This window comes from Streptomyces sp. NPDC127117, assembly GCF_042677325.1.
In the GTDB taxonomy this organism is placed as follows: domain Bacteria; phylum Actinomycetota; class Actinomycetes; order Streptomycetales; family Streptomycetaceae; genus Streptomyces.
In genome coordinates this window covers 36,422-59,683 of the sequence record NZ_JBHXTM010000051.1, presented here as the reverse complement: position 1 = coordinate 59,683, position 23,262 = coordinate 36,422, and the positions used below count along the sequence as shown (strand labels likewise).

The following is a 23,262-nucleotide window of genomic DNA, read 5'->3' as shown; positions in this document are numbered from 1 at the left end:
CTGACCGGCTACCGCCGACTCAACCACCGCTACGAACGCCACCCCCGCAACTACCCGGCCTTCCTCGGACTCGCCGCCGCCCTCTGCTGCTACAAACGACTCGCCGACTCACCACATAGGACACGGTCTTAGAAGTCATCTCGATCGGTGAATCGAAGTGCGGGTGACCCGGCCGGCTGAGCCTCTGGGGGCTGGTGCGACGATGCGGGGATGCGTGAGGTCAATGAGTTGATCAACGTCGAGGATCCAGCCTGGCCGCTCCTCCTTCAGGAGCTGTCCGGCACCGACGTACCAGTTGAGGTGCTGCCCGGCGATGGCGAGATAGGCCGCGCCTCCCTGCTGCAGCTGCAGGTGTCAGCCCGTTCGAATTTGGGCGGCATTGCGCTGAACTGCGGCGGTTTGCTCGTGGACAGCGGATGGCTGAGGATCTTCGGGAGCCCGAACGGCGCCGGACCCGAAGGACTGCCCAGCCTGGCCGAGATCAACGCGCTACCCGCGACGTTCGATCCCGCATGGCGGGCGGGGGCAGGGCTGGTGGTCGCGCACGATGTGCTGGGCGGAGTCTTCACCCTCAACGGAGGCAACCCCTGTGAGGCCGGTCGGCCCGGCGAACCAGGCGAGATCCTCTACTTCGCCCCCGACGCCCTTGGCTGGGAGCCCCTGGGCGCCGGCCACTCGGCATGGCTGTCCTGGATTCTCTCTGGAGGACTCCGAGAGTTCTACGAGGGCCTGCGGTGGGACGGTTGGCGCAACGAAGTCTCCGTGCTGAACGGTCGGCAGGGACTGTCCTTCTTCCCCCCGCTGTGGTCGGCCGAGGCCCGCCAAGATCTGCTGGCGACCAGTCGTCGAGCGGTGCCCATGGCGGAACTCCTGGGCCTGAGTCGCGACTCCTGCCTGCAGTTCGACGGCGCCGACCCGGGGTTCCTCGGAGCTGCCTGAACCGGCTCACCCATCCAGACGCCGGTAGCAGATGAGGATGGCGGCGATGCCGGCGAAGGCAAGGAAGACCCCTTGTCGCCATGGAGTTTGGCGGGCAGCCGTCGACGCGGTCCGCGGCGCGAGCGGATGGGCGGGATGCCGCGGACGAGGGGTTCCAGGCCCTGGCTGTCGTGGGTGTTCGCGGCGGAGATCCCGATGGAGAGGGGCAGACCGGTCCGTTCGGTGATCAGGTGGATCTTTGACCTTTTCTTGCCGCGATCTACCGGATTCGGACCCGTCAGGTCCCCCCTTTGAGGGCCCGCATGTTCACCGAACCTATCGCGCATCGCGACCAGTCCAACTCCCCGCGCGCACCGAGTTGGTTCAGGACCAGGCGGTGGAGTTTGCCCCACACCCTGGCCCGGCTCCACTCGGTGAACCGGCGGTGCGCGGTCGGTCCGGACGGACCGAACACTGGCGGCAGTTGCCGCCAGGTACAGCCCGTCGTGGCCACGAACACCATCGCCACCAGCACTTCGCGATCACCGTACCGCCGTCGGCCACCGCCCTGCGGGCGGACCGGAGCAGCCGGAACTACCCGCTGGAACAACTCCCACAACCCGTCCGGAACCAGACGTTCCACCCACGCCATCACGACAGACATCCTAGTGATCAAGCCAGTTGAGACGACCTCTAAGGTCTGCTGACGGGGGTGGACGATCTGGTCCGCTAGAGCGGGTCAATCGTCCACCCCAAGGAATCCACACTGGTCAAGCATCCGAACAGCCCTGGACGAGAACCGGTCCTCCCGGCCCCCGCCTGGTTCGGGTCCGGGGCCGGGATCCGTACCGGGTCACCCGCACAAGCGGTGCGGTCCCGGGACGCCGCCGGGTCCGCGGTCGGGGCGGCCACGAACCCGAACATGTACTGATGGTCAGTGCATGCCGCCGCCGGCCTGCTCCAGTTCGGCGCGCACTCTGGCGGCCAGCTCCTGGTCGGCCAGGAGCTGCTTGCCGAGGATCCGCAGGACTGGCGCGAGTGGTACTTGGGGGAGCTCCAGTGCCGCGGCAGTGATGTTGCACCACCTCTTGAGTGCGCGGTGGTCGGCGGGGCTCAGGTCGAGCGTGACCCGCACGGGTGTGGTGCGCGCGGCGCGGGAAACGGTGGGCGCGGAAGGGTTTTCCTCGTCCACGAAATCGGAGATCGGCTTTCTGCGGAGGGTGGTCATGCGCTGGCTTTCTCCCGTGCCTCGGCAATTCCGGCTGCTGTGGCCGGAATGTGGTTCCGGATGTGCTGGCGGGCTGCTCTACAACGTGCCGTTGACGTACGGCGTGCCCTCCAACTCACCCGCATCAACGTCACGTGCGCCAGGGCCGTCACGCCTTGGCCCGCCCCGACGCCGCCGACCCCAGATCGCCACCGCGGCCGGGCCGGACGGGGCTGTTGGCTGGGCCGTCGTCCAGGAACGCGAGTAGACCCCCGCCGCGTGGTCGGCCGCCATGGTCTGCCGGTCAGGTGTGGAAGCGGGAGAGCCAGCCGCCGGCCTTCTGTGCGGCGGCCTGTTCCTCGGCCTCCTGGCGCAGGCGTTCCTGCTCCTGGCGCTCGCGTTCCTCGGCTCGAGTCTTGGCCTGCTGCTTGGCCTCGGCTGTTACGGACTGGTGCTGGCAGTGCTCGCACAGGTGCGGGTGCGACTGGCGCTTGCTCCAGTCCCGGGTGTCTGCCGAGGTCGCGGTCGATGACCTGGGGGCGATACGGCGGAGGCGCGCTGTGCGGGGTCTGTGGCTGTGCTTGGTGGGGTTCTCGGGGTGTGGCCTCGTCCCTGTGAGAAGGTAAAATGACACATTCGCTCCCTTTAGTGATCCTGCCGCCGACGACTGGATCGTCGAAGAGTGGGCCAGGACGGGCCCGAAGGCTCAGGATCCGACCCGGGCACTGGGGTACACCGTGAGCAGGGTCCGCCAGGAGCACGCGGCCATCATCGGCGTGCTGGACCAGGCCGTCGACCACCTGACTCCTGCGGAGATCGCGGTGGAGCTCGCCGCGCGGGGGTCACTCTTCATCCGGAGGTCGTGGCGCAGCGGCTGAGGGCTCTGCAGGAGACGTTCCTGGCGGTTTCGGGGCAGCCGGACAACGAGATCGAGCGCTGGCAAGAGCTGAGTGGAGCGCGGTGGCGGTACACCGCGACGGCGCACGGTCGGCTGGTGCAGCGGCTGTGGACCGTGCTGTCGGCGGAGGGGATGGTGCAGCGGGAGGTTGCGCTGGACGGGCTGGCTCGGATCCGTGACGCGCTGACGGCCCTGCAAGGGGAGGCGCTGGGGGCGTGCGGCGGCGGTGCGTGTGGAGGTGGTGGCGTAAGCACGTACGGAGGCTGGGGGCAGGGGGAGGACGAGGAGGAAGTGGTCTGGCAGCTGGCCCGGCTGCTGAAGACGCGGGCGTGGCTGGTGGGCGGGCGGGACGATGCGGCCATCGAGGCGGTGTACCGGCATCGGGGCGCGCTGCGTGAGGTGCTGGCGGCGGTGGGGTGCACGCTGGCGCTGGAGGCGGATCTGGTGCGTGTGTACAACCCCGCTCCCCCGCTCTCGGCACGGCTGCCGGAGGTGGGTAGTGCGCAGGGGGTGTGGTTCTGGCTCGCGGTCGGTGCGCTGGAGTCGCTGCCGGCCAGGGTCCGACTGGGGCAGGTGGCCGCGGCGGCGCGGGCCGGCGCGGCCGAGATCGAGCTGCCGGTGACGCAGTCACGCGTGGAACTTTCGGCGTTCGCCGCCGGGCTGCGGCGGCTGTGTGGCTGCGGGGTGCTGGAGGAGCTGGAGGGCCGGGTCGAGGCGTTGGTGGACGGTGAGGAGGATCCGCCCGTGCTGCTGAAGGTCCATCACACCCGGCTTCTGCACTTGCTGCCCCGGGGTGTGCCGGTCGACGACTGGGGCAGTGGGCCATCGATCCCGCCGGAGATCCGGCGGGGTGGCTGGCCGGGCTGGAGCGGCCGGCTGGTGACAACGCCGCGGTCAGCTGTTTCCACGGGGTGGTGCGGGGACCTGCTTCCACCCGCGCATCCACCGCGGCGACGAGGGACTCTTTGCGACTCGGCTCCAGTCCGACGGTCAGAGCCGGCACGCCCGGATTCCACACGGCGTGCTCGACCGCAGCCGCGATCTCCGCAGGGCCGCCCCGGGCGGGCAGGAGGAGAACCTGGTCCTGGTCGGTGACGACGAAGCCGAAAGCCGGAGCCGGCTGCCCGTAGGTTGTGACGGACTCGCTGCGCAGCAGCACGACTCAGTGAAGGGCTGTGCGGGCCCGGCTGGAAACTCTGTACATAGTTCGGAGTTTCTGGGGCCTTCTTCATGGCGAGCGGAAAAACCCGCGCTCAGTCTCAACCAATCCTGGATATTCCCAGCACATGCCCCGCCCCGTACCTCAACTGCACCCCCCGAAATGACAGAAGTCCTGTTCCAGGGGGTGCGGGCCACTGGGACTGGGGCGGCGTGAAGCGGTCGACGCCGCAATATCGCTCCGCCGGAGCAAGTCGACGGGGAAGGGGCACCGTGCGGTCGGTCAGGAGGCCGCAGGCGCCCATCCACCATCCTCACGAGGCCGCGTGCCCCATCAAGTGGGTCACCGGCCACGAACCCCTCACTCCCGCCCTCGATGACGTCGCCCTGGTGACGCCCCCGAACTGTGTCACCGGCCGCACTGACGCGAAATACTGCGCCGGAACATGCCATCCGTAGGACAAGGGAAGCATGAGGGCAACGGCGCGTGGCCTCACGGAGCCACTACTGAGAGGAAGGGCCGCGACATGCAGGGATGGCCGATTTATCTGGGTCTGCTTCTAGTCATCTCCCTGTGGGCAGGCCGCCAGTGGTTGGAGCGGCGACAGGTGCATCAGCTCACGGGAGAGGTGACCGCTGAGCCTCCCGTCCCCACACCTGACCGGCCTGAGCCGGTGCTGCGCGCAGCAGCGTCACGGGGGGAGGCACGGGCCATGCTCGAACTTGGCGACCTGGGCCTGCTCAAGCGAGACGTACCCCAGGCGCTGTCATGGTGGACGAAGGCCTTGGAGGCGGGCGATGATCTGGCGGCCTACCGCCTTGCCGATCTCCACCAGGTACTCGGTGACACAGAGAAGGCCTCGCTCCACTTCCGGCGCGCCGTCGAGGCCGGAGTGCCCGGAGCCGCCAACGATTACGCCATGTTCCTGATCGGTCAGGGCGACGACGCCGGCCATGGACAACTGCTGTGCGCCGCCGAGGAAGGCGACGCGTTGGCCATGTACAACCTCGCCTACCTGGCGGCTGAACGCGGCGATCTGACCGAGAGCGAGCGATGGAGTCGAGCCAGTGCCGAGGCCGGACACGCCGGCGGAGCATTCTCCCTGGGCCTCCTCTCCTACGAGCGCGGTGACCTGGAGGCTGCGGAGACCTGGTACCGCAAAGCAGCCGGGGCACAGCACTCGGATGCGATGTTCAACCTCGGAAACCTTCTGCGCGAGCGGGGAGACCTCGACGGCGCGGAACACTGGTACGGTCGGGCCGCTGCGGCAGGCGTTGCGGAAGCCGCCGAAAACCTCGTTCTCCTGCGCCGCACTAGCGGCTGATCGCACAGTGTCACCGGGGTCCACGCATGGCCGAGAGCGGCGCGCGGAACCGTTCGAACGACCGCACCCCGGTCATCCTCCGCAGCAAGCCCGTCATGGGCATCGTCCTGATGGCACTGGGAGTGACGCTCCTGGCCATGGGGCTGCCCGAGAACTGGATCGACCTGGCCGCCCTCACCCTCGCCGCCGTGACCGCGGTGCGGTCACTGGCACGCCGTCCCCTCGGCGGCCGGCGCGATGACCGCAGCGCGGCAGGACGAGCTGGACGCGAACGCCACCCCCGCAACTACCTGGCCTTCCTCGGCCTCGCCGCCGCACTCTGCTGCTACAAGCGACTCCTTCGACTCACCACATATGACACGGTCTTAGGTGCGGCAGAATCGCCATGAACTTGGCTGCCAGCACGACTTGTTTCCCTTCCAACCTGCTCATGACAGACCAACACATCAGCGAGGGGAAAGCCACGAGTTAGAGATCTGCACGCCCTTAGTTGGATATGAGGTACGGGGGTTTTCCCTACCATGCTCTCTCCTGCTGCCCGCATTGTTCGGGCGATTCCCTTCGGCCAGACTGGACGAGTCCGATGGTTGTCCGGTTCAGCTGGGTGAGCGCCGCCACTGGCAGTGCAGGGAGTCGCGCGCCCATGGTTTCCACTGATTCCCGAACATTCCTTGGTTATCCCATCAAGGAAGAAAAGGAATTTATCGGTGGCGCGGATCGGCATTACGTTCTTGAAACGTACTCCATGCGGTGGCGCCAGCATATCTCGATTACCCAAAGCACGACCGCCGGCATTCATGGCATCCCCCTCGTTTAACGCTAGAAATTCAAAAGGCATCCTCGCAATGTTTATAAAATTCCATGATCTCATGCGAAATCGCATCCGAAGGGAGCCCAGGGCCGTAGTCCACCGGAGGGCGGGAACCACACGGCGGGAGGCTACTGGATACGGCTCACGCCGGCTGCGTACCCGCGCAGCCGCAGTAGCAGTGGCATCGGCCCTTGCAGCCGTCACGATGTCGGCATGCTCCAATGACTCGAAGGATCATTCGAATTCCGCGTCTCCGAACGCTCCAGGTGTGAGCGCCGAGCTGCAAAAGCTCATGGACGCCTCACCGTGGGCAACAGGCGACTGGGGCGTGCAGGTCGCCGACCTGAAGACAGGAAAAGTCCTCCAGTCGAAGAACGCCGAATCCAAGTTCATGACTGGATCGACAGCCAAGACCTTCGCGGTAGGCGCAGCCCTCGACGATCTCGGCAGCGACCACCGTTTCCGTACGCCAATCGTGCACAGCGGTTCGATATCAGAGGCCGGACGACTCACAGGCAACCTGATCATGGTGGGAAGCGGCGATCTGGCTCTCGGCGGACGGACGACTGCGGCAGGACAACTGGACGTCCCCGACTTCGACCACTACGACGCAAATGCCGTGCCGGGAATGGCAACCATCACCCGGGAAGACCCGCTGGCAGGCATCAATGACCTGGCTCGTCAGGTCGCGGCAAGCGGCATCCGTCAAGTGGACGGCAACGTGATCATCGACAATCGGCTCTGGGATCCGGTGTCGATCGGTGGGACGCCTGTCACGCCAACGGTGGTCAACGACAACCTCATTGACCTGCTCATCACGCCCGGCACGCCCGGCAACCCGGCGCAGGTCGACTGGCGGCCCAAGACGGCAGCCTTCACCGTCGACGCGAACGTCACAACCACGCCCGCCGGCACGAAGCCGGCGGTGAAGACCGAAAGCAACGCCCCCGGGCACATCCGGGTTCGAGGCTCGGTGCCCGCTGACGCCACCGCACCATTCGTGGCGACATTCCAAGTACCCGACCCCGCAGCATTTGCCCGCACCGTACTCATCGAGGCTCTTGAGCGGAATGGTGTCACCGTCAGCGCCCCGACGCTCGGATCCAACCCCGGCTCCGACCTTCCGTCATCGGAGGAGGTGAAGGCCTTGCCTGTCTCGGCGACGTACACGTCGCCGCCCTTCAGGGAATACGCCAAGTTGATCAATAAGGTCAGCCACAATCTCGGCGCCAACCTCTTGCCACCGCTGATGGCAGTCAATCACGGCAAGCACACCTATGCCGACGGAATGCAGATCGAGCGGAACTTTCTCGCCGGCGCAGGTATTGACCCGAATTCGTTCACTCTCGTCGATGCCCAAGGCTTGACCGGGGACAAGGCCACACCAGCCGCACAGACGGAGTTGCTGCGGCATCTTTCCCACAGTCGCGACTTCAGCACCTTCTACGACTCTATGCCGAGCCTGGGTGTCGATGGATCACTCGCGGATGTCATCGCGCACACCGACCCTGCCGCAGGACACATTCGCGCGAAGACCGGCACCCTGGTCGGCGCTTTCAAGAGCAAGCTGGCTCTCACCACCAAGGCGCTTGCAGGATACGTTGACGCGAAGAATGGTCACCGTCTCGTCTTCGCCATCTACGTGAACAACGTCCCCGTCCCCAGCAACAGCGTCAGCGACGCGATCGACCTGGCGCTAAAGGCCAACAAGCAATTGGGATCAATGGCCGCCAACATCTACCAGAACCCCGAAGGGAGCAACTAATACTCCAGCTGTAGATCGTGATCTTCATTTGGTGGCCACTGTCTGGCGTCACCAGCTGGCGACAAGCGTTTCCTCCTTCCCTCGATTGCGGTACAGCCAGGTGGTCCCCGGCGCGATGGCCCCGGTCAGATAGCCGACGATGGGCTCCCGCTGCGTTGCGCTGTCCAGCTCGCCGAGCAGCTTCAGGGCGTCAGGCAGGGGGAAGAAGGCGGCCTGTTTGATGTCGTCGTCCTCTGGTGCGACGTCCCCCGACCACTCGTCGATCTCGAAGGCAGCGGCCAACGCCGAAGGGTGCTGCTCGGAGTCGATGTGCATGAGGAATGCTGTCCGTACCGGGTCGCCCACCAGCAGCCCGGTCTCCTCCTGCAGTTCGCGCCGGAGAGCTTCGTGCATGAGCTCGCCGTCCTCGACTCCGCCGCCGGGGAGGGACCAGAGAATCTCGCCGTCGATGCCGAGGCTCTCTCGCACGAGCAGGATCTCGTTGCCTTGGCGGATGATGCCAATGACCAACTGCACCCGGGGCGCTGGGGCCTTCAATTCCACTGCTGTCATGCCGCAGACCGTATGTGATGGCCAGTTCGCCGGTAGCCCGGGCCGCTGAGGAGACGGGTGCAGCCACCGTTGATCATCGTGAGTTGTGTGGACTTACGAAGAGACGGTGGCCGCGGGTCACAGCATAGATCCTGCCCGTTGGCAGGAGGCGTTCGAGGTGGTCATGGGCCGCATCGCGGGTCGGTTCGTCCGGGTCGAACCCCGGCTGAGGGCCGGGCGGTTGGTGCTGGGGCTGTTGTCGGACATGCCGCGCAAGAACTGCTGGACGATCGCGGAGTGGGCCGGCGAGAAGACCCCGCACGGTATGCAGCATCTGTTGTGCCGGGCGTCCTGGGACGCCGATGCGGTGCGCGATGACGTGCGCGAGTATGTCGTCGAGCATCTCCACGACGAGGCGGCGATACTGGTCGTGGACGAGACCGGCGACGTGAAGAAGGGCACCCGCACCGTCGGGGTCCAGCGCCAGTACACCGGCACCGCCGGCCGGATCGAGAACTCCCAGGTCGCCGTCTACCTCGTCTACGCCGGCGCCCGCGGACACGCGGCGGTGGACCGGGAGTTGTACGTCCCGCGCTCGTGGACTTCGGACCCGGAGCGTTGCCGGGTGGCTGGGCTGGGCGAGGACGCCGTCCTCGCGACCAAGCCGGAGCTGGCCCGCACGATGATCGAACGATTCCTTGACGCCGGGCGCCACGTCGACTGGGTGACCGGCGACGAGGTCTACGGCGGCAACCCGAAACTGCGGGCGGCTCTTGAGGAACGCGGCATGGCCTATGTGTTTGCAGTGGCCTGTTCGGCCGAAGTGACCACCGGTGCGGGAAAGTTCCGCGCCGACGCGCTGGCCAGGAAGCTCCCAAGGCGGGCCTGGCAGAAACTGTCCGCCGGCTGCGGCGCGAAGGGTCACCGCTACTACGACTGGGCCGTCATCGACCTCACCGACCCGGCGCCGGGCCACCGTCAGCTGCTGATCCGGCGCAACCGCAACACCGGCGAACTCGCCTACTACCGCTGCCATTCAACCAGGACGGTCCCGCCGAGCACCCTGGTCAGGACGGCCGGATCAAGGTGGCGGGTGGAGGAGACCTTCCAGACCACGAAGGGCTTGGCCGGACTCGATGAACACCAGGTCCGCCGCTACCCGTCCTGGAGCCGCTGGGTCACCCTCGCCATGCTCGCGCATGCCTTCCTCGCCGTCGTCCGCGCAGACGAGCGCACACGTCGCACCGGACCGGATGACCTGGCCCCGCTGACCTGTAACGAAATCCAGCACCTGTTCCTCGCTGTCACCGTCCGGCCGCTGAACGACCTCGCCCACCGGCTTGGCTGGTCCGACTGGCGACGCCGCCACCAGGCACGATCACAGACCAGCCATTACCGCCGGCAAACCGAAGCCGAGACATGAAGATCACGATCTACAGCTGGAGCACTAACCTCCCTGGCTTCAATCACGAGTCCTGGGTTCTGGCACAGATCCTGGGGAGCGGTCGCGGAGCGTCACCTCGGTGTTCGATTGCGAGGGATGGGGTCGCGTGAGATCACGTATGCCTGGTTGTCCGGTAGGCCAACAAAACCGATTGCCGAGGCGCGGGGCAGTGCGCACAATCTCCGTCGTGATCTCTCAATGCCGTGACCACCGTCGTCCCAACTTCGCCACGCACATTGAGGATCACCGCCTTGAACCACGTCATACGTGAGTACCGCCCTGCCGACGAGGTTTCCTGGCTGCGCTGCCGGGTGCTCTCGTTCTTGGACACCCCCTACTTCGACGACGTCCTAACAGCCAAGCCCGAGACACCCACCCCGGGCTTCGCACTGGTCGCAACGGCAGAGCAGGAAACCGTCACAGGGATCATTGATGTCTCTGTCGACGACGAACTGGCGACCATCGACACCGTCGCTGTCCACCCGGACTACCAGCGCCACGGCCTTGGCCGTACTCTCCTCACCGAGGCACGCGCCCGTGTCAGCGCGCTGGGTGTACCGACGTTGGATGCCTGGACGAGGGACGACCCCGCGACGCTGCGCTGGTATCGGGCGATGGGCTTCACCGAGAGCCAGCACTACCTTCATGTCTACGCCAGCTATTACGCTGACCCCAGCGAGCCGGACAGGGCTACCAGCGAACGCCGGCCGGGGCTGAGGCCGATGGCTTCCTTCCTCCACGCCAGCCTGGAGAACGAACAACTCATGCGCGAGCAGTTCGCCCGCGTGCACGTCTGTCGCCGCTTCGCGATGGGCGTTCTCTGACATGAACGACACCATTTCTCGGATCTGGCGCAGTTCCGGTGCGGTGGTCGTGGTGGGTTACTGAAGCAGGATCATCTTGCGAAGGAGTTCGAATCCGGCTCGCCCGTAGAGCTGCCTCTTGAACTTTTTGATGCGGTTCACAGCGCCTTCGGTGGCTCCAGAGCTCCAGTCCAGAGTGAGTCCGGCGGTCACGGCGTCGAAGTCACGGTGCAGGTGGAGTGCGAAGCCGGTGAGGTCAGGCAGCTGGCTGGTGTCGACGGCGTCGATCCATGTGGGAAGCGTGGTGCCGAGGCGGTCGGTGAGGATCTCGCCGAAGTCGCGGATATGCCCGGCGGCGGTGTCCAGTTCGCGACAGCGGGCCAGGACGTCCTTCAAGCCCGCCCCGGTCCTCCTCCCTGAGGGAGATGGGGTGACGGGTGAGCCAGCCGGTCACCTTCCGCACCGACGGTGGCGGGGGCGGCGCGTCCGGCGGTACACCACGGCGATGTAGGCGCGGACCATGCCGTAGGTGACCCGGGCGCCCTGGGTGACCAGCTCACGGTGGAGCTGGGTGACGCTCGTGCAGCCCTCGGTGAACCAGCGGTCCAGGTGGGGCATATGGGGGTCCAGACGACTGGGGCGGGGCCGGTTGTCGCGGAGGGTGTCCTGCCAGCGCGCGGCGCTGGCGTAGCGCAGCACGGTGTTGAGGCCCCAACCCAGGTGCCGGGCGATCGCCCGGCGGGAGCGGCCTTGGGCGAGGAGTTCCTGGACCAGGGCGTGCGCGGCCTTCTTGCGCTGGGCCCGCAGGCCGGCTGGTTCCGTGCGGAGGGGCGTTGGGGCTGCCTGCGGGATGCTGGGTGGCGGCTCATCCGACATCGAGGGGCGCAGGCACTCGCGGTGGGCGGCGACGCAGGTCTCCACGGCCCGGCCCAGGCCCTGCCACAGGTGGAACCGGTCGGTGACCTGAAGAGCGTCGGGGGCGCCAATGACAGGGCTCGTTGAAAACGGCCACCCTCTGCTCGGGGGTGACCCCACACCTGCTCAGTGGATCTCCGCACCCATCTGGCGCCTGACCCGCGGGACCAGTCGACTCTCTACATCTCGGTACGGTGCACCAGGCCGTTCAGGATGAGGGCGAGGCCCGCCTCGAACGCCGACTCGTGGTCGATCACCGGCACGTCGACCGGTAGATCCGCGCTGTCACCGAGGCCGGTGTCTGCCTGCTCTTCCAGGACGCTGCCCACCGTGAAGCGGCCAGCGGCCAGCATCGCCATCTGCGCATCCTGCTCAAAGACACCGGAAGCCACGAGGAAATCCATCTTGCGGCGGATCCGGTCGAGGTCGCCGGTGGGGGTGCTGCCGGCGTGGAGCCGTGCGCCGTCCCGGCGCATCAGCAGGGTGCGCCTGAAGCTGCGCGTGTTGTCCGCGAACCAGTCGTGCCAATCGTCACCGGGCGTCGGCAGGGGCTCGGTCGCATGGGGTTCCATCGCCGCCTCCGCCATGGCGGCGAGGAGGTCCCTCTTGGTGCGGAAGTACCAGTAGAGCGACGGCTGCTCCACGTTCAGTCGCTTCGCCAGCCGTCTCGTGCTGACGGCGTCCAGCCCGACCTCGTCGAGCAGGCCGAGCGCCTCAGCGATGACGGTCTCGCGGTTCATCTTGGTCACGTTGACAATCTATCGCTGATAGATGACTCTCGAAAGGAATCTTTCACTGATAGATTTTGGAGGGATGGGCATGACGAAGGGACCAGGCAAGCCGCCCCTGCGGGTTCTCGTCGCCGGTGGTGGGATCGCGGGGCAGGCTCTGGCCTTCTGGCTCACCCGCGGCGGCCACCGGGTGACCGTCGTCGAACGCTTTCCGGCGCTGCGGGCCGCCGGGGCCCAGGTCGACCTGAGAGGGCAGGGCATCGAGGCCGTCAGGCGAATGGGGCTTCTCGACGCCGTCCGAGGCAAAATCGTGGACGAGGCGGGCGTCGCCTTCATCGACGCACGTGGCAAGGCCAAGGCGACGATCATGGCCAACACCTCCGGGAAGGGCCGGCAGACCCTCACGTCCGAGTACGAAATCATGCGCGGGGACCTGGTGCGCATCCTGCACGATGCGGCGAGGAACGACACCGAGTACCTTTTCGGCAAGAGCGTGGACGGCTTCGAGCAGGACACCCACAAGGTCATCACGCATTTCTCCGACGGGTCGTCCGGCGAATTCGACCTCCTGATCGGCGCGGACGGCCAGGGATCACGCATCCGGCGAGCGCTTCTACCGGAAGGTCTCGACCCGTACTGGCGGATGGGCATCCACATGGCCTACTGGTTCGTTCCGCGCATCGCGTCCGACAGCAACATCCGGGACACCTACATGGTCCCGGGCGGCCGTCAGATCATGCGCCGCAGCCACAACCCGACCGAGACCCAGGTGTACTTCGTCATACGGGAAGAATCCGAGGAAGCCTCGGAGATCCACCGGGAACCCGTCGAGCGCCAGCAGGAGTTCTGGGCGAACAGGTTCCGCGACGCAGGATGGCAGACCGAACGCTTCATCGAGGGCATGAAGACCAGCCCGTTCTACTACTCCCAGGAGATCGTCCAGGTCCGCACCGACACCTGGTCCAAGGGCCGCGTGGCCCTGGCCGGTGACGCCGCGCACTGCGCCTCCCCCTACAGCGGCATGGGCATCTCCGGCGGCCTGGTCGGCGCCCACGTCCTGGCCGGGGAAATCAACCGACACCCGGACGACCTGCCGACCGCACTGGCGAACTACGACCGCATGCTGCGTCCCTTCGTCAACGAGATCCAAGGCGAAGTCAACCCGCGCCTGCTGCGCCTGGGCATGCCGATGACCCAGCGCGCGATCGACACCTTCCAAGCCGCCACCGCGCTGGCCTGCTTCCTGCACATCCCCGAACTCGCCGCGCGCCTCTCGAAGGAGGACCGCGGCGGCAACTGGCAGCTCCCCGAGAACCCAGCACTGACCAGCACCGCCTGAAAGTGACTGCGCAGTTCGCACCGACGGTCGCCATGACCACGCCCGGCCAGCGGTGCGAACCGCGGCAGGATGAGGCTCCTGACCACAAGCTGATCAGCGGCCGGCCGGCCGACCTCCGGCGTTCGCTCGTGCCCTCCGTTGCCGTACTCCCCGTCCGCGCGTCAGCAGGGCCCAGCACATAGCGCTGCCGCAGGCGCCCTTGACCGGGCAGCACCTCCTGCACACACCACGAGCAGACGACCCCGGCCGACAGCGTGCGTGTCGCTCACCGAAACACCCCATTCTGTTGAACGACGGAGCGAGTGGGGCGGTGGCTTTGTTCACGACAACGGGCAGCACTTCAACACCGGTTTGGGAGGCATCGGTTGCTGTGAACGAATCGGAATGTTCACGAGTTATGACGGCGTGGCCTGGCTGTCGGGGCAGCAGATCAACAATTCACTGTGATCCGCGAAGCGGCGCCCGTAGGGTCGGGGCATGACGGATGAGAACGAGCGGGCCGTGCAAGCAGCTATCGATGGGGAGATGCGCCTGCTCGATCCCGAGGTGCGTGCTTCCTCGTCCCGTGTTCTGGAGCTTCTGGATCCGGAGTTCACCGAGATCGGGGCTTCTGGACGCTGGTGGAACATGGACTCGGTGCTCTCCGTGACTGGTGACGGGTCAGTGACTCCAGAGTCTCCGGTCAAGGTCAGCGAGATGACCGGGGTCGTCCTTGCTCCGGGGCTCGTCCATCTGACGTTCTTCACCGACCACGAGGGCCGTCGGGCTCGGAGGAGCTCGTTGTGGCGCCTGACGGACACGGGCTGGCGGATGTACTTCCATCAGGGCACTTTGGCCGCCTGAGTAGATTGTCCTGCCGCCCATGAGGGCGACAGGACCAGCGGGCTGGAACCGTTGTGTGTCAGCTGGCCTTGGCGGGGCTCGACCTTCGACATCCGCGGCATGACCAGGCCCTTTCACCAGGAACACCTCGATGCTGTCCCTGCAAGGACCCAACTGCCTTCAAAACTCGTGAACATCATCCGACCGTGGAATCAGGCGACTCCCAAACCCGTGTACAACCGCCGTCGCAACTCGTGGACAAAGCCAGGGCGGCGAACATCACTGGTCAATCTCAGAGAACTGACCGCGAAGCTACTTTTGTGGCTGGGGTGTCTGAGCATGGAACAGCGCCTGACGAAGCTGATGGGCGCGCTGCACGAGCCCCTGCCCACCGAGGTCGGGCCGCTCGCCCTCGCCGCGTCGGTCGGCATCCTCCACGCCGGGAAGCAGCCGGACCGCGCGGCCCTGCGCGACCCGCTGGTGGCCGCCGCTATCCGCGGCCATGAGCTCCACCTCGGCGCGGTCATCGGCGTCGCCCGGCTCACCGACTGCCACCCCGACCAGGGGCCCGAGCACTGCACCAGCCCGTGGGCGCAGCGCGACGTCCACCACCTGGTCCTCACAGACGTCCACGAGGCGAGGCCGAGGGCCTCCAGGTCAGCTTCGACACCGCGATGGCCAAGCTCAACAACCTCAAGAACGTCCCCGTGGGGACGGCCGACCGCAACTGATCGACCTCGGCAAGCCCGTCCTCACTGATCCCACACCCCCGCCACGACAGGAGAACCAGACCATGCACCCGATACGCCTGATCTCGTTCGGCTACCTGCACCTCCCCACGGACAAGGACGGCAGGCCGATCCCGCCGGCCGCTGACCACATCGAAGATGCCTGTGAGCGGCTCCGCGACCCGGCCGCCGCCTGCGACATCCTCGACCTCGACGGATCCCGCCTGCGCGTCACGGCCGTCGTTCTCAGCTGAAGAGCCCGGTGATCTCGTCAGCCGCATCCTCGATGGCCGCCTCATAGTCGTCATCATCGAGGATCGTCGTGCGCGAGGTGACGCGGTGCCGGAGCTCGGCCAGGTGGCTGAGTACCTCTTCGTCGGACAAGGTCTGGTCGAACCCGTCAACGTGGAGTTCGGCGTCGTGCTTCATCGCGTTCCTCCCTCACGGAAGTCGTAGCCAAGTGAATCCTTGAGATCCTTGCGGGCCGCGCTGAGCCTGCTCTTTACTGTGCCAGGGGGGATATCCAGCAGCTCGGCGATCTCGTTGACGGGGTACCCGTACACGTAGTGCATGACAAGGCACTCGCGCTTGTCTCGCGTCAGGTTCCCAAGCGCGGTGTACAACGCGATCTTGTCCACCGTCGTTGATGCAAAATCGAGGCCGTCGCACGGCATACCCGTATCCGAGTTGCTCAAGGGGCGCTCGGGGCGGGATGCGAGCTTCTGATACGCCCGATTCAGGATGCGCCGGCCCGTGAAAGCCACCCACGCCACGGGATTGGGATGTTCACTCACTTCCGGCCACTTGCGGTAGGCGATCTCGAAGGCCCGGCCGGCTGCCTCCTGCGTGAGCTCCCAGTCGTTCTGCCGAGCGTTGAGGATGCGGCAGACCTGTAGGAAATGGGCCTTGAAGAAGTCGTCGAAGTTCCTGGCCGGTGAGCGAGGGAACGGGACCGCAGCTCTCAAACCGGCCAGAAGCGCGTTGGCACGCGCCTCCAGGGGCCAGTTGGTGTGCTCGATGAGGATGCGGGGGGCACAGCGATCCCCGAAGAGCACCACCAGATGGTCTCCGTGGTGGAAGCGCGAGGGCCACAGGAGCCCCTGGGCCCAGGGATTGTGCTGGCGTAGTACCGAGGACCAGGCCCGTGCGCGAACGAAGTCTTCGGAGAGAACGAGTTCGGAGGAAGCCCCGACGGCGTGGAGGGACTCCGCCGTTGTCAGATCAATGAGCAGAAGAGGGTCGGTTGTCCGCATTTGGGCAAGTTGACGGTCCACAACCGCCGCCGGTGGAACTACTCGCAACCCATCAGGGTTGAACGTCGTTGCCCTCAGCAGCGTGTCTGCGACGGCCGCCTCGGGAGTCTGAGCAGCATAGAGGTAGGGATACGGATCCTCCGGCGTGCCGTCGAAACGCCCGCCGCCGAAGATGTGCGCCGGGCAGGGGTTGAATGCTGTCGAAGAGATGCGCTTGCGGTGGACCCTGTACAGCCAGGTGTTTTCTGGCAGCTCAGCGCGCCGAGCCGTCAGTGGCCGCGCTGGCGGAGGAGAGATGGGCAGGGACATTGATCACTTCTCCTCAGCCATGGTGAGTGCGTTGTGACGGGCAGGGCGTAGTTCTGAGGGCGCCGATGCAGCGCGATCGCAGCGGACGGACTCACCGACGATGACGTCCGGCCGCTCCGTCGAAGGAACTGTGATTTCCAGGATGCTTCCGTCGGCCCGCTGGTCGTAGATCCTGCCGCCTTGCTGAATTGCCAGTGGCGCCGTGAGCAGAGTCGTACGCCGCTCCCGTTCGAACGTTGCCGCGTTCTTGCCCTCGACCCAGCTCCGGATCGTGTGCCACATGCCGCCTTCCCTTCCTGTCCGGGTACCGCCTGCAAGCGACAGCGCCGCTCGGATCATCTGAACCACCATGCCCGCTCCCTCAGCCTGTCGTGTCTGTCTTCACTCCGGTAAGACCTTCGGCCCACGGACTGGTTCACACGAAGTTTCTGGGAATCCGACGCGGGATCGATGGAACCGTGGTTGGCGCTGAGATCGATCTCGACCGCGAGGCGGGCGGCTCGTGTCTGGAGCACCCCAGCTGACCGGAATTTCCTTAGACCGTGTCCTGCATGGTCAGTTTGAGGAGCCGTTTGTAGCAGCAGAGGGCGGCGGCAAGTCCGAGAAAGGCCAGGTAGTTGCCTGGTTTGCGCTCGTAGCGGTGGTTGAGGCGGTGGTATCCGGTCAGCCAGGACATGGTGCGTTCGATGACCCATCTGCGGCGGCCGAGTCGTTCGCTGGAGTCGATGCCCTTGCGGGCGATGCGGACTCCGATGTGTTTGCCCCAGAGCCATCGTCGCAGGTGGGGGACTTCGTACGCCTTGTCGGCGTGAAGGCGGCGTGGCTTGGGTTCGGTCGCGTGGGATTCGTGTCCCATGTGGAAATGGGACAGCATCGGCTTCAGGGCCTGGCTGTCGTGGGTGTTGGCGGCTGAGAGGCCGACGCGTAGGGGCAGTCCGTTCGCGTCGGACAGGACATGCATCCTGGAACCTGGCTTGCCCCGGTCCACGGGACTCGGACCTGCAAGTTCGCCCCATTTTTGGCGCAGATGTGTGCGAAGTCCAGGACCGCCCGGGACAGGTCGATCAAGTCCTGTTCGTCCAGAAGTCGGAGAATCTTCTGATGCAGCCGGCCCCACACCCCGGCTCTTGACCAGATGACGAAGCGGCGGTGCACGGTCGACTTCGACGCCCCGAAGCACGGCGGCAGAGCCCGCCAGGCACACCCGCTCACCGGCCCGTAGACGATCGCCGCGAAGACCGCCTCATCATCGATGTTCGCGATCCCGCCACCCTGCGGACGCACGCGAGCCGGCGACAGCAACGGCCTCGCTGTCTCCCACAAGCCGTCCGGAACAATCCATCCCCACCGTCCACTCCCCATGACCAGTACAACTGCCGACAGACCATGTAGGACATGGTCTAGAACATCTCTGGAAGCCATCCGTCTGGACCACCTCGCTGAAACCAACGACACCACCCGAGGCCGCTAACCCAACCCCTCTGACCAGACAGAACGCCCCTGACCAGCAAAAAAACACGGACGTGCCATTAGACGCGGACACCCATCTGCGACAACGCCAGGCATTCTCACCGAAGTTGACACCACACCAGGCCAGACCGCCTGATACATCATCTGAAAACACCCCGGACGGTTCTCGCTCAACCTTCAGCACCCCAGCCCAGACCCGCACCCACACCCCAACTCACATCAGGGATTCAATATCTGACGGTCCGTTGCTCAAATCGCTCGGCGCAATCTCCCGACCTTGTCATCGAACCGCGGCACACAACGGCTTCGACCACGACCCCGAGGAATCAGCCCGCGTCCGGATCCGTCTCCTGACAGAGCTGGCGGTGAGCGGCGGACAACTGGTGGCCACTCACCTGCCGTTCCCGTCCATCTGCCACGTGGCGGCCGCCGGCAACGCCTTCCGTTTCGTACCGGTCGTCTGGGACTACTGACCGCACTCCGGGTCGGGGCCGACGCGAAAGCAGCGCGTGAGACGCAGCCCTGATGTGAAGCCCGAGCAGGGTGGAGCGGTGCCCGCCTTCGGTGGCGCCCTCGTGACCGGGACGTCGTTCCGCATCCACTGACCGGCCCCTGAATCACCAGTTGCGTTTCTGGCCCGAGGGCCCGCCGGACCACCGGCAGGCCCTTGGCATGCCGCCCGATGCCATGGACGCCGTCAGCCCGCCTTGACGGATTCGGTGAAGGGGGCCCAGGCGGTGCAGGGCCCCGCGCGAAGGTCCTGACATGCCATTGGCTGGAGCAATGATCGGCCCGAAGCATTACGGGGCAGCAGGATGAACGTCTTGCCCACATCATGTACCAGGAGTCCGGCGTGTACAGGTTGTTTGAGTGGAGCCACCAGGAGCAACATCCGCATGCCGGCCCACACGGCGGCTTCGTCCACCGACTCGGCAGCGTCCGCGCTCGCGCCGCTCGCTCTGCGACGGAGTGAGCAGTGAGGTGGCCGGGCCGCCCCGGGGCGGCGAGTGGCTCGGCAGCGCCGCCCGGCGGTGGAGGCCCGCAGGTGCCGCCCGCGCCCTCGTGGATGCGGTGGCTGCCCGCCTTCTATGTCGCGGGCATCCTGGTGCTCGAACCTCTTACGCCCGTACAGTGGCCGGTGAGCTTCCTGCTCATCGCCCTCCCTGTGATCGCGGCCTTCGCCCACGGCCCCACTGTTGTCGCCGCGGTCACCATGTTCGCGATCGCCTTCGAGGGAGCCCTGGCCGGCACGCCGTGCTGCGCGGGCCGCCCGGTGAGCTACGTCTGGGAGCGCCACTACGTGGCCACCTACCTGAGCACCGCTGTGGTCGGCGTCCTCGGAACAATCCTGGCTGCCCACCGCGTGCGCCGGGAACGCACCCTCGCCACCGTGCGCTTCGTGGCCGAGATCGCGCAGCATGTCCTGCTGAGCCCGGTCCCGCACCGCATCGGCCCACTTCTGGTTGAAACCCTCTACCTGTCCGCCGCTGCGGAAGCACGCATCGGCGGTGACCTGTATGAGGCCGTCCCCACCACGTACGGACTCCGCATTGTCATCGGCGACGTCCGCGGCAAAGGGCTTCCCGCCGTCGAGACGGCCGCCACCCTCCTCGGCGCCTTCCGCGAGGCCGCCCACGACGAACCCGACCTCGCCGCCGTTGCCCGCCGGGCGGAGACGAGCATGAATCGCAGAGCCACCCGCCTGGCCGGAAGCGAGGTGGGCGAGCGCTTCGTCACCGCTGTTTTCGCGGAGATCCCCCGCCGTCACGTGGTCCGCATCGTCAACTGCGGCCACCCCCCACCCCTCCTCATCCGCTCCGACGCGGTCACTGAACTGGAGACGGCCGACCCCGCACCGCCCCTCAACCTGGGCATGCACCTCACAGAGGCCTACCACGTCGATGAGTACCCCTTCGGTCCCGGCGACCAGTTGCTGCTCTACACCGACGGCGTCACCGAAGCACGCGACCGCACCGGGGCCTTCTACCCCCTCCGCCGGCGTGTCCTCTCCTGGGGCCCTCTCCAGCCCCGGGAACTCCTCGACCGCCTCCACCACGATCTCCTCATCCACAGCGACAACCACCTCCACGACGACACTGCGGCCCTCGCCATCTACCACCTGCCCGAATAGAAGTGCTCTGAAGATCTTGAAACAGCGCCCGCCCTACATCGCTTCATACCGGTTGGTCTTCCAGTGATCTGCCGCGAACCTGACAGCGAAAGCAAGATCTTCAGCTGTCTCCGCGGCCTCCCGATCCCGCAGATGACCCGCCGTTGGGGCGATCGCTGTGCACCGGATTTCACCTGCGCGATGCCAGCGGCGCCGCCGCGTGGGCTCACGTTCCGCAGGCCTGGCACGCGCATCAGGCACTCAGCCGCCCGAGCCGGTTCTGTGGGCCGTCGGTGGCACAGCGGGCCTCACCCGCTTGCGCCTGTCGTTGTGCTCCCACACATCGCTGAACAATCGCCCTGGTCGAAATGCACGGTTCCATCTCAGCGGACTGAAGGGAACAGCGCCGATGGGCGGATCAGAACATCCGGATCGCAGAACGCTGCTCGCAGGCGGACTCGTGGTGGCCTCGGTCGCACTCACGGGGTGCTCCTCGACGAGCGCCACACCGCTGGCGGCCAGTACTTCGTCGAACGCGCGGCCGAGCACGCCCACCGAGGCATTCGCGAGACTGATGGACGGCAATGCGCGCTGGGTGAGCGGAGACATTCGGCATCCCGACCGGGATCCGAACCGGCGAGAGTTCGTGGCCCAGAAGCAGGAGCCCTTCGGGGCGATCCTCTCGTGCATCGACTCCCGGGTGCCCCCGGAACTCCTCTTCGACACCGGACTGGGTGATCTCTACGTGATGCGCACAGGAGGGGAGGCGGTCGGTCCGGTGGTCACGGGGTCGGTGGAGTACGGGCCCATGACGAGCGGCACTCCCCTCATCGTGGTCCTCGGGCATCAGCGTTGCGGCGCCGTCGCGGCAGCCTACAAATCCATCCGCGACGGCAAGCCGCTTCCCGGCAATCTGGATGCGATCGCCAGGGCTCTGAGGCCGGCCTACGAGCAGGCAGTCCGGGAGGTCGGCTCCGATCCGGTCGAAACCATGGCCCGCGCGCAGGTCGAGTTGACCGCGGCCGACCTGCGCTCCAACCAGGACCTGGCCCCGCTCGTGGCGAAGGGCACCCTTGCCGTGGTCGGCGCCTACTACTCGCTCGACACAGGAAAGGTGGAAGTCCTGGCCGGCGCGCCTGCCGGGCCGTAGAACCCGCGGACCGGAACGATGCCGACAGCCGAACACCATCTTCACACCGACGGCGCCGCGCTCGAAGCCGCCAACGTCTTCTGTGCTCTCACAGCAGCCAGGCGTGGCTCTCCGGACTGCCCGAACCAGCACGGGTGGCCGCAGACGAGGTCTACGGACGCAATCCGCAGCTGCGGGGCGCTTTGGAAGACCGACGGACCGGCTACGTCCTCGCGGTCGCCTGCGACCACCAGATCGCCACCGGGCGGGGAAGGTGCGGGCCGATGCCCTGGTCAAGAAGCTGCCGAGACGGGCCTGGCAGAAGGTCTCCGCATGCGTCGGCGCCAAGAGGCACCGTTTCTACGGCTGGGCCTGGCCGAGGTGGCGGACGAGGGGCCCTGTCACCGCAGTCTGCTCGTCCGCCGCAACCGCAGCAGCGGCGAACTCGCGAGGGCCCGGTCGGCTACCACGGCACCCTCACCGGCTGATCACCCGCAGCAGCCGGTCGTAGCGGCGTAGGTGCTGCGGTAGTTGACATGCCGCGGCGGAGGACGCCTGGTTCGGCTCGCTCCGTCGGCCCCTTGAAGAGCGATCGCGGGTCAGGGCATAGGGACCGGAGCACCCAGTCGGTAGCCGTCGTCGGTGGAGAACTCGGCGGCGACGGCGAAGCGATCCGCTCGGACGAGCGTCTGCCGCCACTCGACCTGCCGTCGGCTGGTGTCGTGACCGAGTCTGTCGATCGCGAACAGCGCTGTGGACTCCGGGCAGTCGAGCAGGGTGCGTTCTCCGCGGCCGGGCGCGACGGCCCGAATGCGCTCCCAGCCGCCACTGATGCGCGTGCCGCAGTGGCGTTCGAGCTCGTCATAGAGCGAGGTGTGGGTGAAGTCGACATCCAGGAGCGGGCGGGCCACGTCCGCAGGCAGCCACACGCGATCGACGGCGAGCGGGTTCTCGTCGGCGAGACGGAGGCGTTCGAGGTAGACGAGCGGTGTGGATTCCTCAAGTCCCAGACGGGCAGCAATGACACCGTCGGCGCGCTGGTCGAGCACACGAACGACGCTGCGCTGGACTGCGCCGACCTCCTCGACAGACCGGAAAAGGCTGTACGCCTCACCGACCTTCTGCTCCAGCGGGCGGTCGGCAGTGAACCGGGAGACCTTGCCGCGCCGGGCGGTGACGAGGCCGTCCGTACGGAGCTGACGGAGGGCCTCGCGAACTGTGTGCCTGCTCACCTGGTACTCGGCGACGAGGTCGTGCTCGCCGGGGAAGACGTCGCGGAACTCGCCGTCTTCGAGGCGGCGCAGCAGGTCGGCGCGCAGCTGTGCCCACAGCGGTTTGCCCGCGGATCGGGTGAGGGGACGGGAATCGGGTCGGGAGGTCACCGTTGTCCTCCTGGGGCTCGGGGGTCGGACGGATGCTACTGGCACAAGGTGAACGTTCGTACATTTGCAGGGTCGGTGCAAACTCGCGCTCACCGGTTCCCCCGGGGAAAGGTGGTAGACCTGGCCCGCAGGGGTGCCAGCCCGACGTGACCGCGTTGTGTACGCCAGGGCCGCGCGACGGGCTCGGATGCCCGTTGCTCGGGCGGCAGCCGAT

Annotated in this window: 26 protein-coding genes and 2 pseudogenes; 15 read left to right on the top strand and 13 right to left on the bottom strand. The window is 66.6% G+C overall.

Annotation, left to right across the window (positions count from 1 at the left end; all coding sequences use genetic code 11):
• Both ACFVH0_RS32595 and ACFVH0_RS32590 read left to right on the top strand, forming a co-directional pair.
• A pseudogene (locus tag ACFVH0_RS32595) lies at positions 1–119 on the top strand (IS5/IS1182 family transposase); the annotation flags it as partial.
• Between the two features lie 91 nt (positions 120–210).
• Positions 211–939 carry a DUF2625 domain-containing protein gene (locus tag ACFVH0_RS32590; RefSeq protein ID WP_385826129.1) on the top strand — a complete coding sequence of 243 codons (729 nt, stop codon included), beginning with the start codon at positions 211–213 and terminating at the stop codon, positions 937–939.
• Positions 940–1,007: 68 nt separating this feature from the next.
• Here ACFVH0_RS32590 and ACFVH0_RS32585 read toward each other — a convergent pair.
• From ACFVH0_RS32585 to ACFVH0_RS32575, 3 genes and pseudogenes are all read right to left on the bottom strand, one after another.
• Positions 1,008–1,570 (bottom strand): annotated as a pseudogene (locus ACFVH0_RS32585) (IS5 family transposase); the annotation flags it as partial.
• 282 nt (positions 1,571–1,852) lie between these two features.
• A complete protein-coding gene (locus tag ACFVH0_RS32580; RefSeq protein ID WP_385826127.1) occupies positions 1,853–2,146 on the bottom strand; it encodes a hypothetical protein in 294 nt (97 codons plus the stop codon).
• Positions 2,147–2,429: 283 nt separating this feature from the next.
• A complete protein-coding gene (locus ACFVH0_RS32575) occupies positions 2,430–2,759 on the bottom strand; it encodes a hypothetical protein (protein ID WP_385826125.1) in 330 nt (109 codons plus the stop codon).
• Positions 2,760–2,862: 103 nt separating this feature from the next.
• Here ACFVH0_RS32575 and ACFVH0_RS32570 point away from each other — a divergent pair, with 103 nt between their 5' ends.
• The 5 genes from ACFVH0_RS32570 (at position 2,863) to dacB (ending at position 8,082) form a co-directional block, all read left to right on the top strand.
• Positions 2,863–3,003 (top strand): hypothetical protein, encoded by a 141-nt coding sequence (locus tag ACFVH0_RS32570; RefSeq protein WP_385826123.1) that lies wholly within the window; start codon positions 2,863–2,865, stop codon positions 3,001–3,003.
• A complete protein-coding gene (locus ACFVH0_RS32565) occupies positions 2,988–4,118 on the top strand; it encodes a DUF2398 family protein (protein WP_385826122.1) in 1,131 nt (376 codons plus the stop codon). The genes ACFVH0_RS32570 and ACFVH0_RS32565 overlap by 16 nt, the downstream gene beginning before the upstream one ends.
• Before the next feature lie 776 nt (positions 4,119–4,894).
• On the top strand, positions 4,895–5,506 hold the full coding sequence (locus ACFVH0_RS32560; RefSeq protein ID WP_385826120.1) for a tetratricopeptide repeat protein: 612 nt from the start codon (positions 4,895–4,897) through the stop codon (positions 5,504–5,506).
• 26 nt (positions 5,507–5,532) lie between these two features.
• Entirely contained in the window at positions 5,533–5,895 is a 363-nt protein-coding gene (locus ACFVH0_RS32555) for a hypothetical protein (RefSeq protein WP_385826144.1), read from the top strand.
• 690 nt (positions 5,896–6,585) lie between these two features.
• Positions 6,586–8,082: a D-alanyl-D-alanine carboxypeptidase/D-alanyl-D-alanine-endopeptidase gene (gene dacB, locus ACFVH0_RS32550; protein ID WP_385826118.1), complete on the top strand. Its 1,497-nt coding sequence runs from the start codon at positions 6,586–6,588 to the stop codon at positions 8,080–8,082.
• A 48-nt stretch (positions 8,083–8,130) separates the two neighbouring features.
• Here dacB and ACFVH0_RS32545 read toward each other — a convergent pair whose 3' ends face one another.
• The gene (locus tag ACFVH0_RS32545; protein WP_385826117.1) at positions 8,131–8,634 is read right to left on the bottom strand and encodes an NUDIX hydrolase; all 504 of its coding nucleotides are present in this window, start codon (positions 8,632–8,634) and stop codon (positions 8,131–8,133) included.
• A gap of 163 nt (positions 8,635–8,797) precedes the next feature.
• Between ACFVH0_RS32545 and ACFVH0_RS32540 the strand changes: the two genes are divergently transcribed.
• Positions 8,798–10,036, top strand: a complete 1,239-nt coding sequence (locus tag ACFVH0_RS32540) for an IS701 family transposase (protein ID WP_385826142.1) — start codon at positions 8,798–8,800, stop codon at positions 10,034–10,036.
• Positions 10,037–10,308: 272 nt separating this feature from the next.
• The gene (locus ACFVH0_RS32535) at positions 10,309–10,881 is read left to right on the top strand and encodes a GNAT family N-acetyltransferase (protein ID WP_385826115.1); all 573 of its coding nucleotides are present in this window, start codon (positions 10,309–10,311) and stop codon (positions 10,879–10,881) included.
• A 57-nt stretch (positions 10,882–10,938) separates the two neighbouring features.
• On the opposite strand, the gene ACFVH0_RS32530 is transcribed toward ACFVH0_RS32535, so the two are convergent.
• From ACFVH0_RS32530 to ACFVH0_RS32520, 3 genes are all read right to left on the bottom strand, one after another.
• Positions 10,939–11,256, bottom strand: coding sequence for a transposase (locus ACFVH0_RS32530; RefSeq protein WP_385826113.1), 318 nt, complete (start codon positions 11,254–11,256; stop codon positions 10,939–10,941).
• Positions 11,257–11,310: 54 nt separating this feature from the next.
• Positions 11,311–11,781 (bottom strand): hypothetical protein, encoded by a 471-nt coding sequence (locus tag ACFVH0_RS32525; protein WP_385826112.1) that lies wholly within the window; start codon positions 11,779–11,781, stop codon positions 11,311–11,313.
• A 173-nt stretch (positions 11,782–11,954) separates the two neighbouring features.
• Complete coding sequence (locus tag ACFVH0_RS32520; RefSeq protein ID WP_385826141.1) at positions 11,955–12,515, bottom strand: TetR/AcrR family transcriptional regulator C-terminal domain-containing protein; 561 nt, start codon at positions 12,513–12,515, stop codon at positions 11,955–11,957.
• A 79-nt stretch (positions 12,516–12,594) separates the two neighbouring features.
• Between ACFVH0_RS32520 and ACFVH0_RS32515 the strand changes: the two genes are divergently transcribed.
• The 3 genes from ACFVH0_RS32515 (at position 12,595) to ACFVH0_RS32505 (ending at position 14,688) form a co-directional block, all read left to right on the top strand.
• Positions 12,595–13,845, top strand: coding sequence for an FAD-dependent monooxygenase (locus ACFVH0_RS32515; RefSeq protein WP_385826110.1), 1,251 nt, complete (start codon positions 12,595–12,597; stop codon positions 13,843–13,845).
• A 258-nt stretch (positions 13,846–14,103) separates the two neighbouring features.
• Positions 14,104–14,292, top strand: coding sequence for a hypothetical protein (locus ACFVH0_RS32510; RefSeq protein ID WP_385826108.1), 189 nt, complete (start codon positions 14,104–14,106; stop codon positions 14,290–14,292).
• A gap of 30 nt (positions 14,293–14,322) precedes the next feature.
• Positions 14,323–14,688, top strand: coding sequence for a DUF4440 domain-containing protein (locus ACFVH0_RS32505; protein WP_376471525.1), 366 nt, complete (start codon positions 14,323–14,325; stop codon positions 14,686–14,688).
• Between the two features lie 291 nt (positions 14,689–14,979).
• Here the strand turns inward: ACFVH0_RS32505 and ACFVH0_RS32500 are convergent, their stop codons facing one another.
• Positions 14,980–15,276: a hypothetical protein gene (locus ACFVH0_RS32500; RefSeq protein WP_385826106.1), complete on the bottom strand. Its 297-nt coding sequence runs from the start codon at positions 15,274–15,276 to the stop codon at positions 14,980–14,982.
• Positions 15,277–15,460: 184 nt separating this feature from the next.
• Here ACFVH0_RS32500 and ACFVH0_RS32495 point away from each other — a divergent pair, with 184 nt between their 5' ends.
• Positions 15,461–15,649 (top strand): hypothetical protein, encoded by a 189-nt coding sequence (locus ACFVH0_RS32495; RefSeq protein ID WP_385826104.1) that lies wholly within the window; start codon positions 15,461–15,463, stop codon positions 15,647–15,649.
• Here ACFVH0_RS32495 and ACFVH0_RS32490 read toward each other — a convergent pair.
• From ACFVH0_RS32490 to ACFVH0_RS32475, 4 genes are all read right to left on the bottom strand, one after another.
• Positions 15,642–15,824 carry a hypothetical protein gene (locus ACFVH0_RS32490; RefSeq protein ID WP_385826101.1) on the bottom strand — a complete coding sequence of 61 codons (183 nt, stop codon included), beginning with the start codon at positions 15,822–15,824 and terminating at the stop codon, positions 15,642–15,644. The two genes, ACFVH0_RS32495 and ACFVH0_RS32490, sit on opposite strands and share 8 nt — an antisense overlap.
• Complete coding sequence (locus tag ACFVH0_RS32485; protein ID WP_385826100.1) at positions 15,821–16,957, bottom strand: sigma-70 family RNA polymerase sigma factor; 1,137 nt, start codon at positions 16,955–16,957, stop codon at positions 15,821–15,823. Before ACFVH0_RS32485 ends, ACFVH0_RS32490 begins: the two co-directional genes overlap by 4 nt.
• Positions 16,958–16,960: 3 nt before the next feature.
• Positions 16,961–17,308, bottom strand: coding sequence for a hypothetical protein (locus ACFVH0_RS32480; protein ID WP_385826098.1), 348 nt, complete (start codon positions 17,306–17,308; stop codon positions 16,961–16,963).
• Between the two features lie 184 nt (positions 17,309–17,492).
• Positions 17,493–18,319, bottom strand: a protein-coding gene (locus tag ACFVH0_RS32475) for an IS5 family transposase (RefSeq protein WP_385826139.1) whose coding sequence is annotated in 2 segments (ribosomal slippage) — positions 17,493–17,971 and positions 17,971–18,319 — 828 coding nt in all. Because the reading frame shifts where the segments join, the coding sequence is not laid out codon by codon here.
• A gap of 1,153 nt (positions 18,320–19,472) precedes the next feature.
• Here ACFVH0_RS32475 and ACFVH0_RS32470 point away from each other — a divergent pair.
• Together ACFVH0_RS32470 and ACFVH0_RS32465 are read left to right on the top strand one after the other, a co-directional pair.
• Complete coding sequence (locus tag ACFVH0_RS32470; protein ID WP_385826096.1) at positions 19,473–20,558, top strand: PP2C family protein-serine/threonine phosphatase; 1,086 nt, start codon at positions 19,473–19,475, stop codon at positions 20,556–20,558.
• A gap of 388 nt (positions 20,559–20,946) precedes the next feature.
• Positions 20,947–21,687, top strand: a complete 741-nt coding sequence (locus ACFVH0_RS32465; RefSeq protein ID WP_385826094.1) for a carbonic anhydrase — start codon at positions 20,947–20,949, stop codon at positions 21,685–21,687.
• Positions 21,688–22,265: 578 nt separating this feature from the next.
• On the opposite strand, the gene ACFVH0_RS32460 is transcribed toward ACFVH0_RS32465, so the two are convergent.
• The gene (locus tag ACFVH0_RS32460; RefSeq protein WP_385826092.1) at positions 22,266–23,048 is read right to left on the bottom strand and encodes a GntR family transcriptional regulator; all 783 of its coding nucleotides are present in this window, start codon (positions 23,046–23,048) and stop codon (positions 22,266–22,268) included.
• Positions 23,049–23,262: the final 214 nt, after the last annotated feature.

What these genes read in the sequence shown, in the direction of transcription:
- ACFVH0_RS32590 (WP_385826129.1), top strand. Translation starts at nt 211, where the DNA reads ATGCGTGAGGTCAATGAGTTGATCAACGTCGAGGATCCAGCCTGGCCG.
- ACFVH0_RS32580 (WP_385826127.1), bottom strand. Translation starts at nt 2,146, where the DNA reads ATGACCACCCTCCGCAGAAAGCCGATCTCCGATTTCGTGGACGAGGAA.
- ACFVH0_RS32560 (WP_385826120.1), top strand. Translation starts at nt 4,895, where the DNA reads ATGCTCGAACTTGGCGACCTGGGCCTGCTCAAGCGAGACGTACCCCAG.
- ACFVH0_RS32555 (WP_385826144.1), top strand. Translation starts at nt 5,533, where the DNA reads ATGGCCGAGAGCGGCGCGCGGAACCGTTCGAACGACCGCACCCCGGTC.
- ACFVH0_RS32545 (WP_385826117.1), bottom strand. Translation starts at nt 8,634, where the DNA reads ATGACAGCAGTGGAATTGAAGGCCCCAGCGCCCCGGGTGCAGTTGGTC.
- ACFVH0_RS32540 (WP_385826142.1), top strand. Translation starts at nt 8,798, where the DNA reads ATGGGCCGCATCGCGGGTCGGTTCGTCCGGGTCGAACCCCGGCTGAGG.
- ACFVH0_RS32520 (WP_385826141.1), bottom strand. Translation starts at nt 12,515, where the DNA reads ATGAACCGCGAGACCGTCATCGCTGAGGCGCTCGGCCTGCTCGACGAG.
- ACFVH0_RS32515 (WP_385826110.1), top strand. Translation starts at nt 12,595, where the DNA reads ATGACGAAGGGACCAGGCAAGCCGCCCCTGCGGGTTCTCGTCGCCGGT.
- ACFVH0_RS32505 (WP_376471525.1), top strand. Translation starts at nt 14,323, where the DNA reads ATGACGGATGAGAACGAGCGGGCCGTGCAAGCAGCTATCGATGGGGAG.
- ACFVH0_RS32495 (WP_385826104.1), top strand. Translation starts at nt 15,461, where the DNA reads ATGCACCCGATACGCCTGATCTCGTTCGGCTACCTGCACCTCCCCACG.
- ACFVH0_RS32490 (WP_385826101.1), bottom strand. Translation starts at nt 15,824, where the DNA reads ATGAAGCACGACGCCGAACTCCACGTTGACGGGTTCGACCAGACCTTG.
- ACFVH0_RS32485 (WP_385826100.1), bottom strand. Translation starts at nt 16,957, where the DNA reads ATGTCCCTGCCCATCTCTCCTCCGCCAGCGCGGCCACTGACGGCTCGG.
- ACFVH0_RS32480 (WP_385826098.1), bottom strand. Translation starts at nt 17,308, where the DNA reads ATGGTGGTTCAGATGATCCGAGCGGCGCTGTCGCTTGCAGGCGGTACC.
- ACFVH0_RS32465 (WP_385826094.1), top strand. Translation starts at nt 20,947, where the DNA reads ATGGGCGGATCAGAACATCCGGATCGCAGAACGCTGCTCGCAGGCGGA.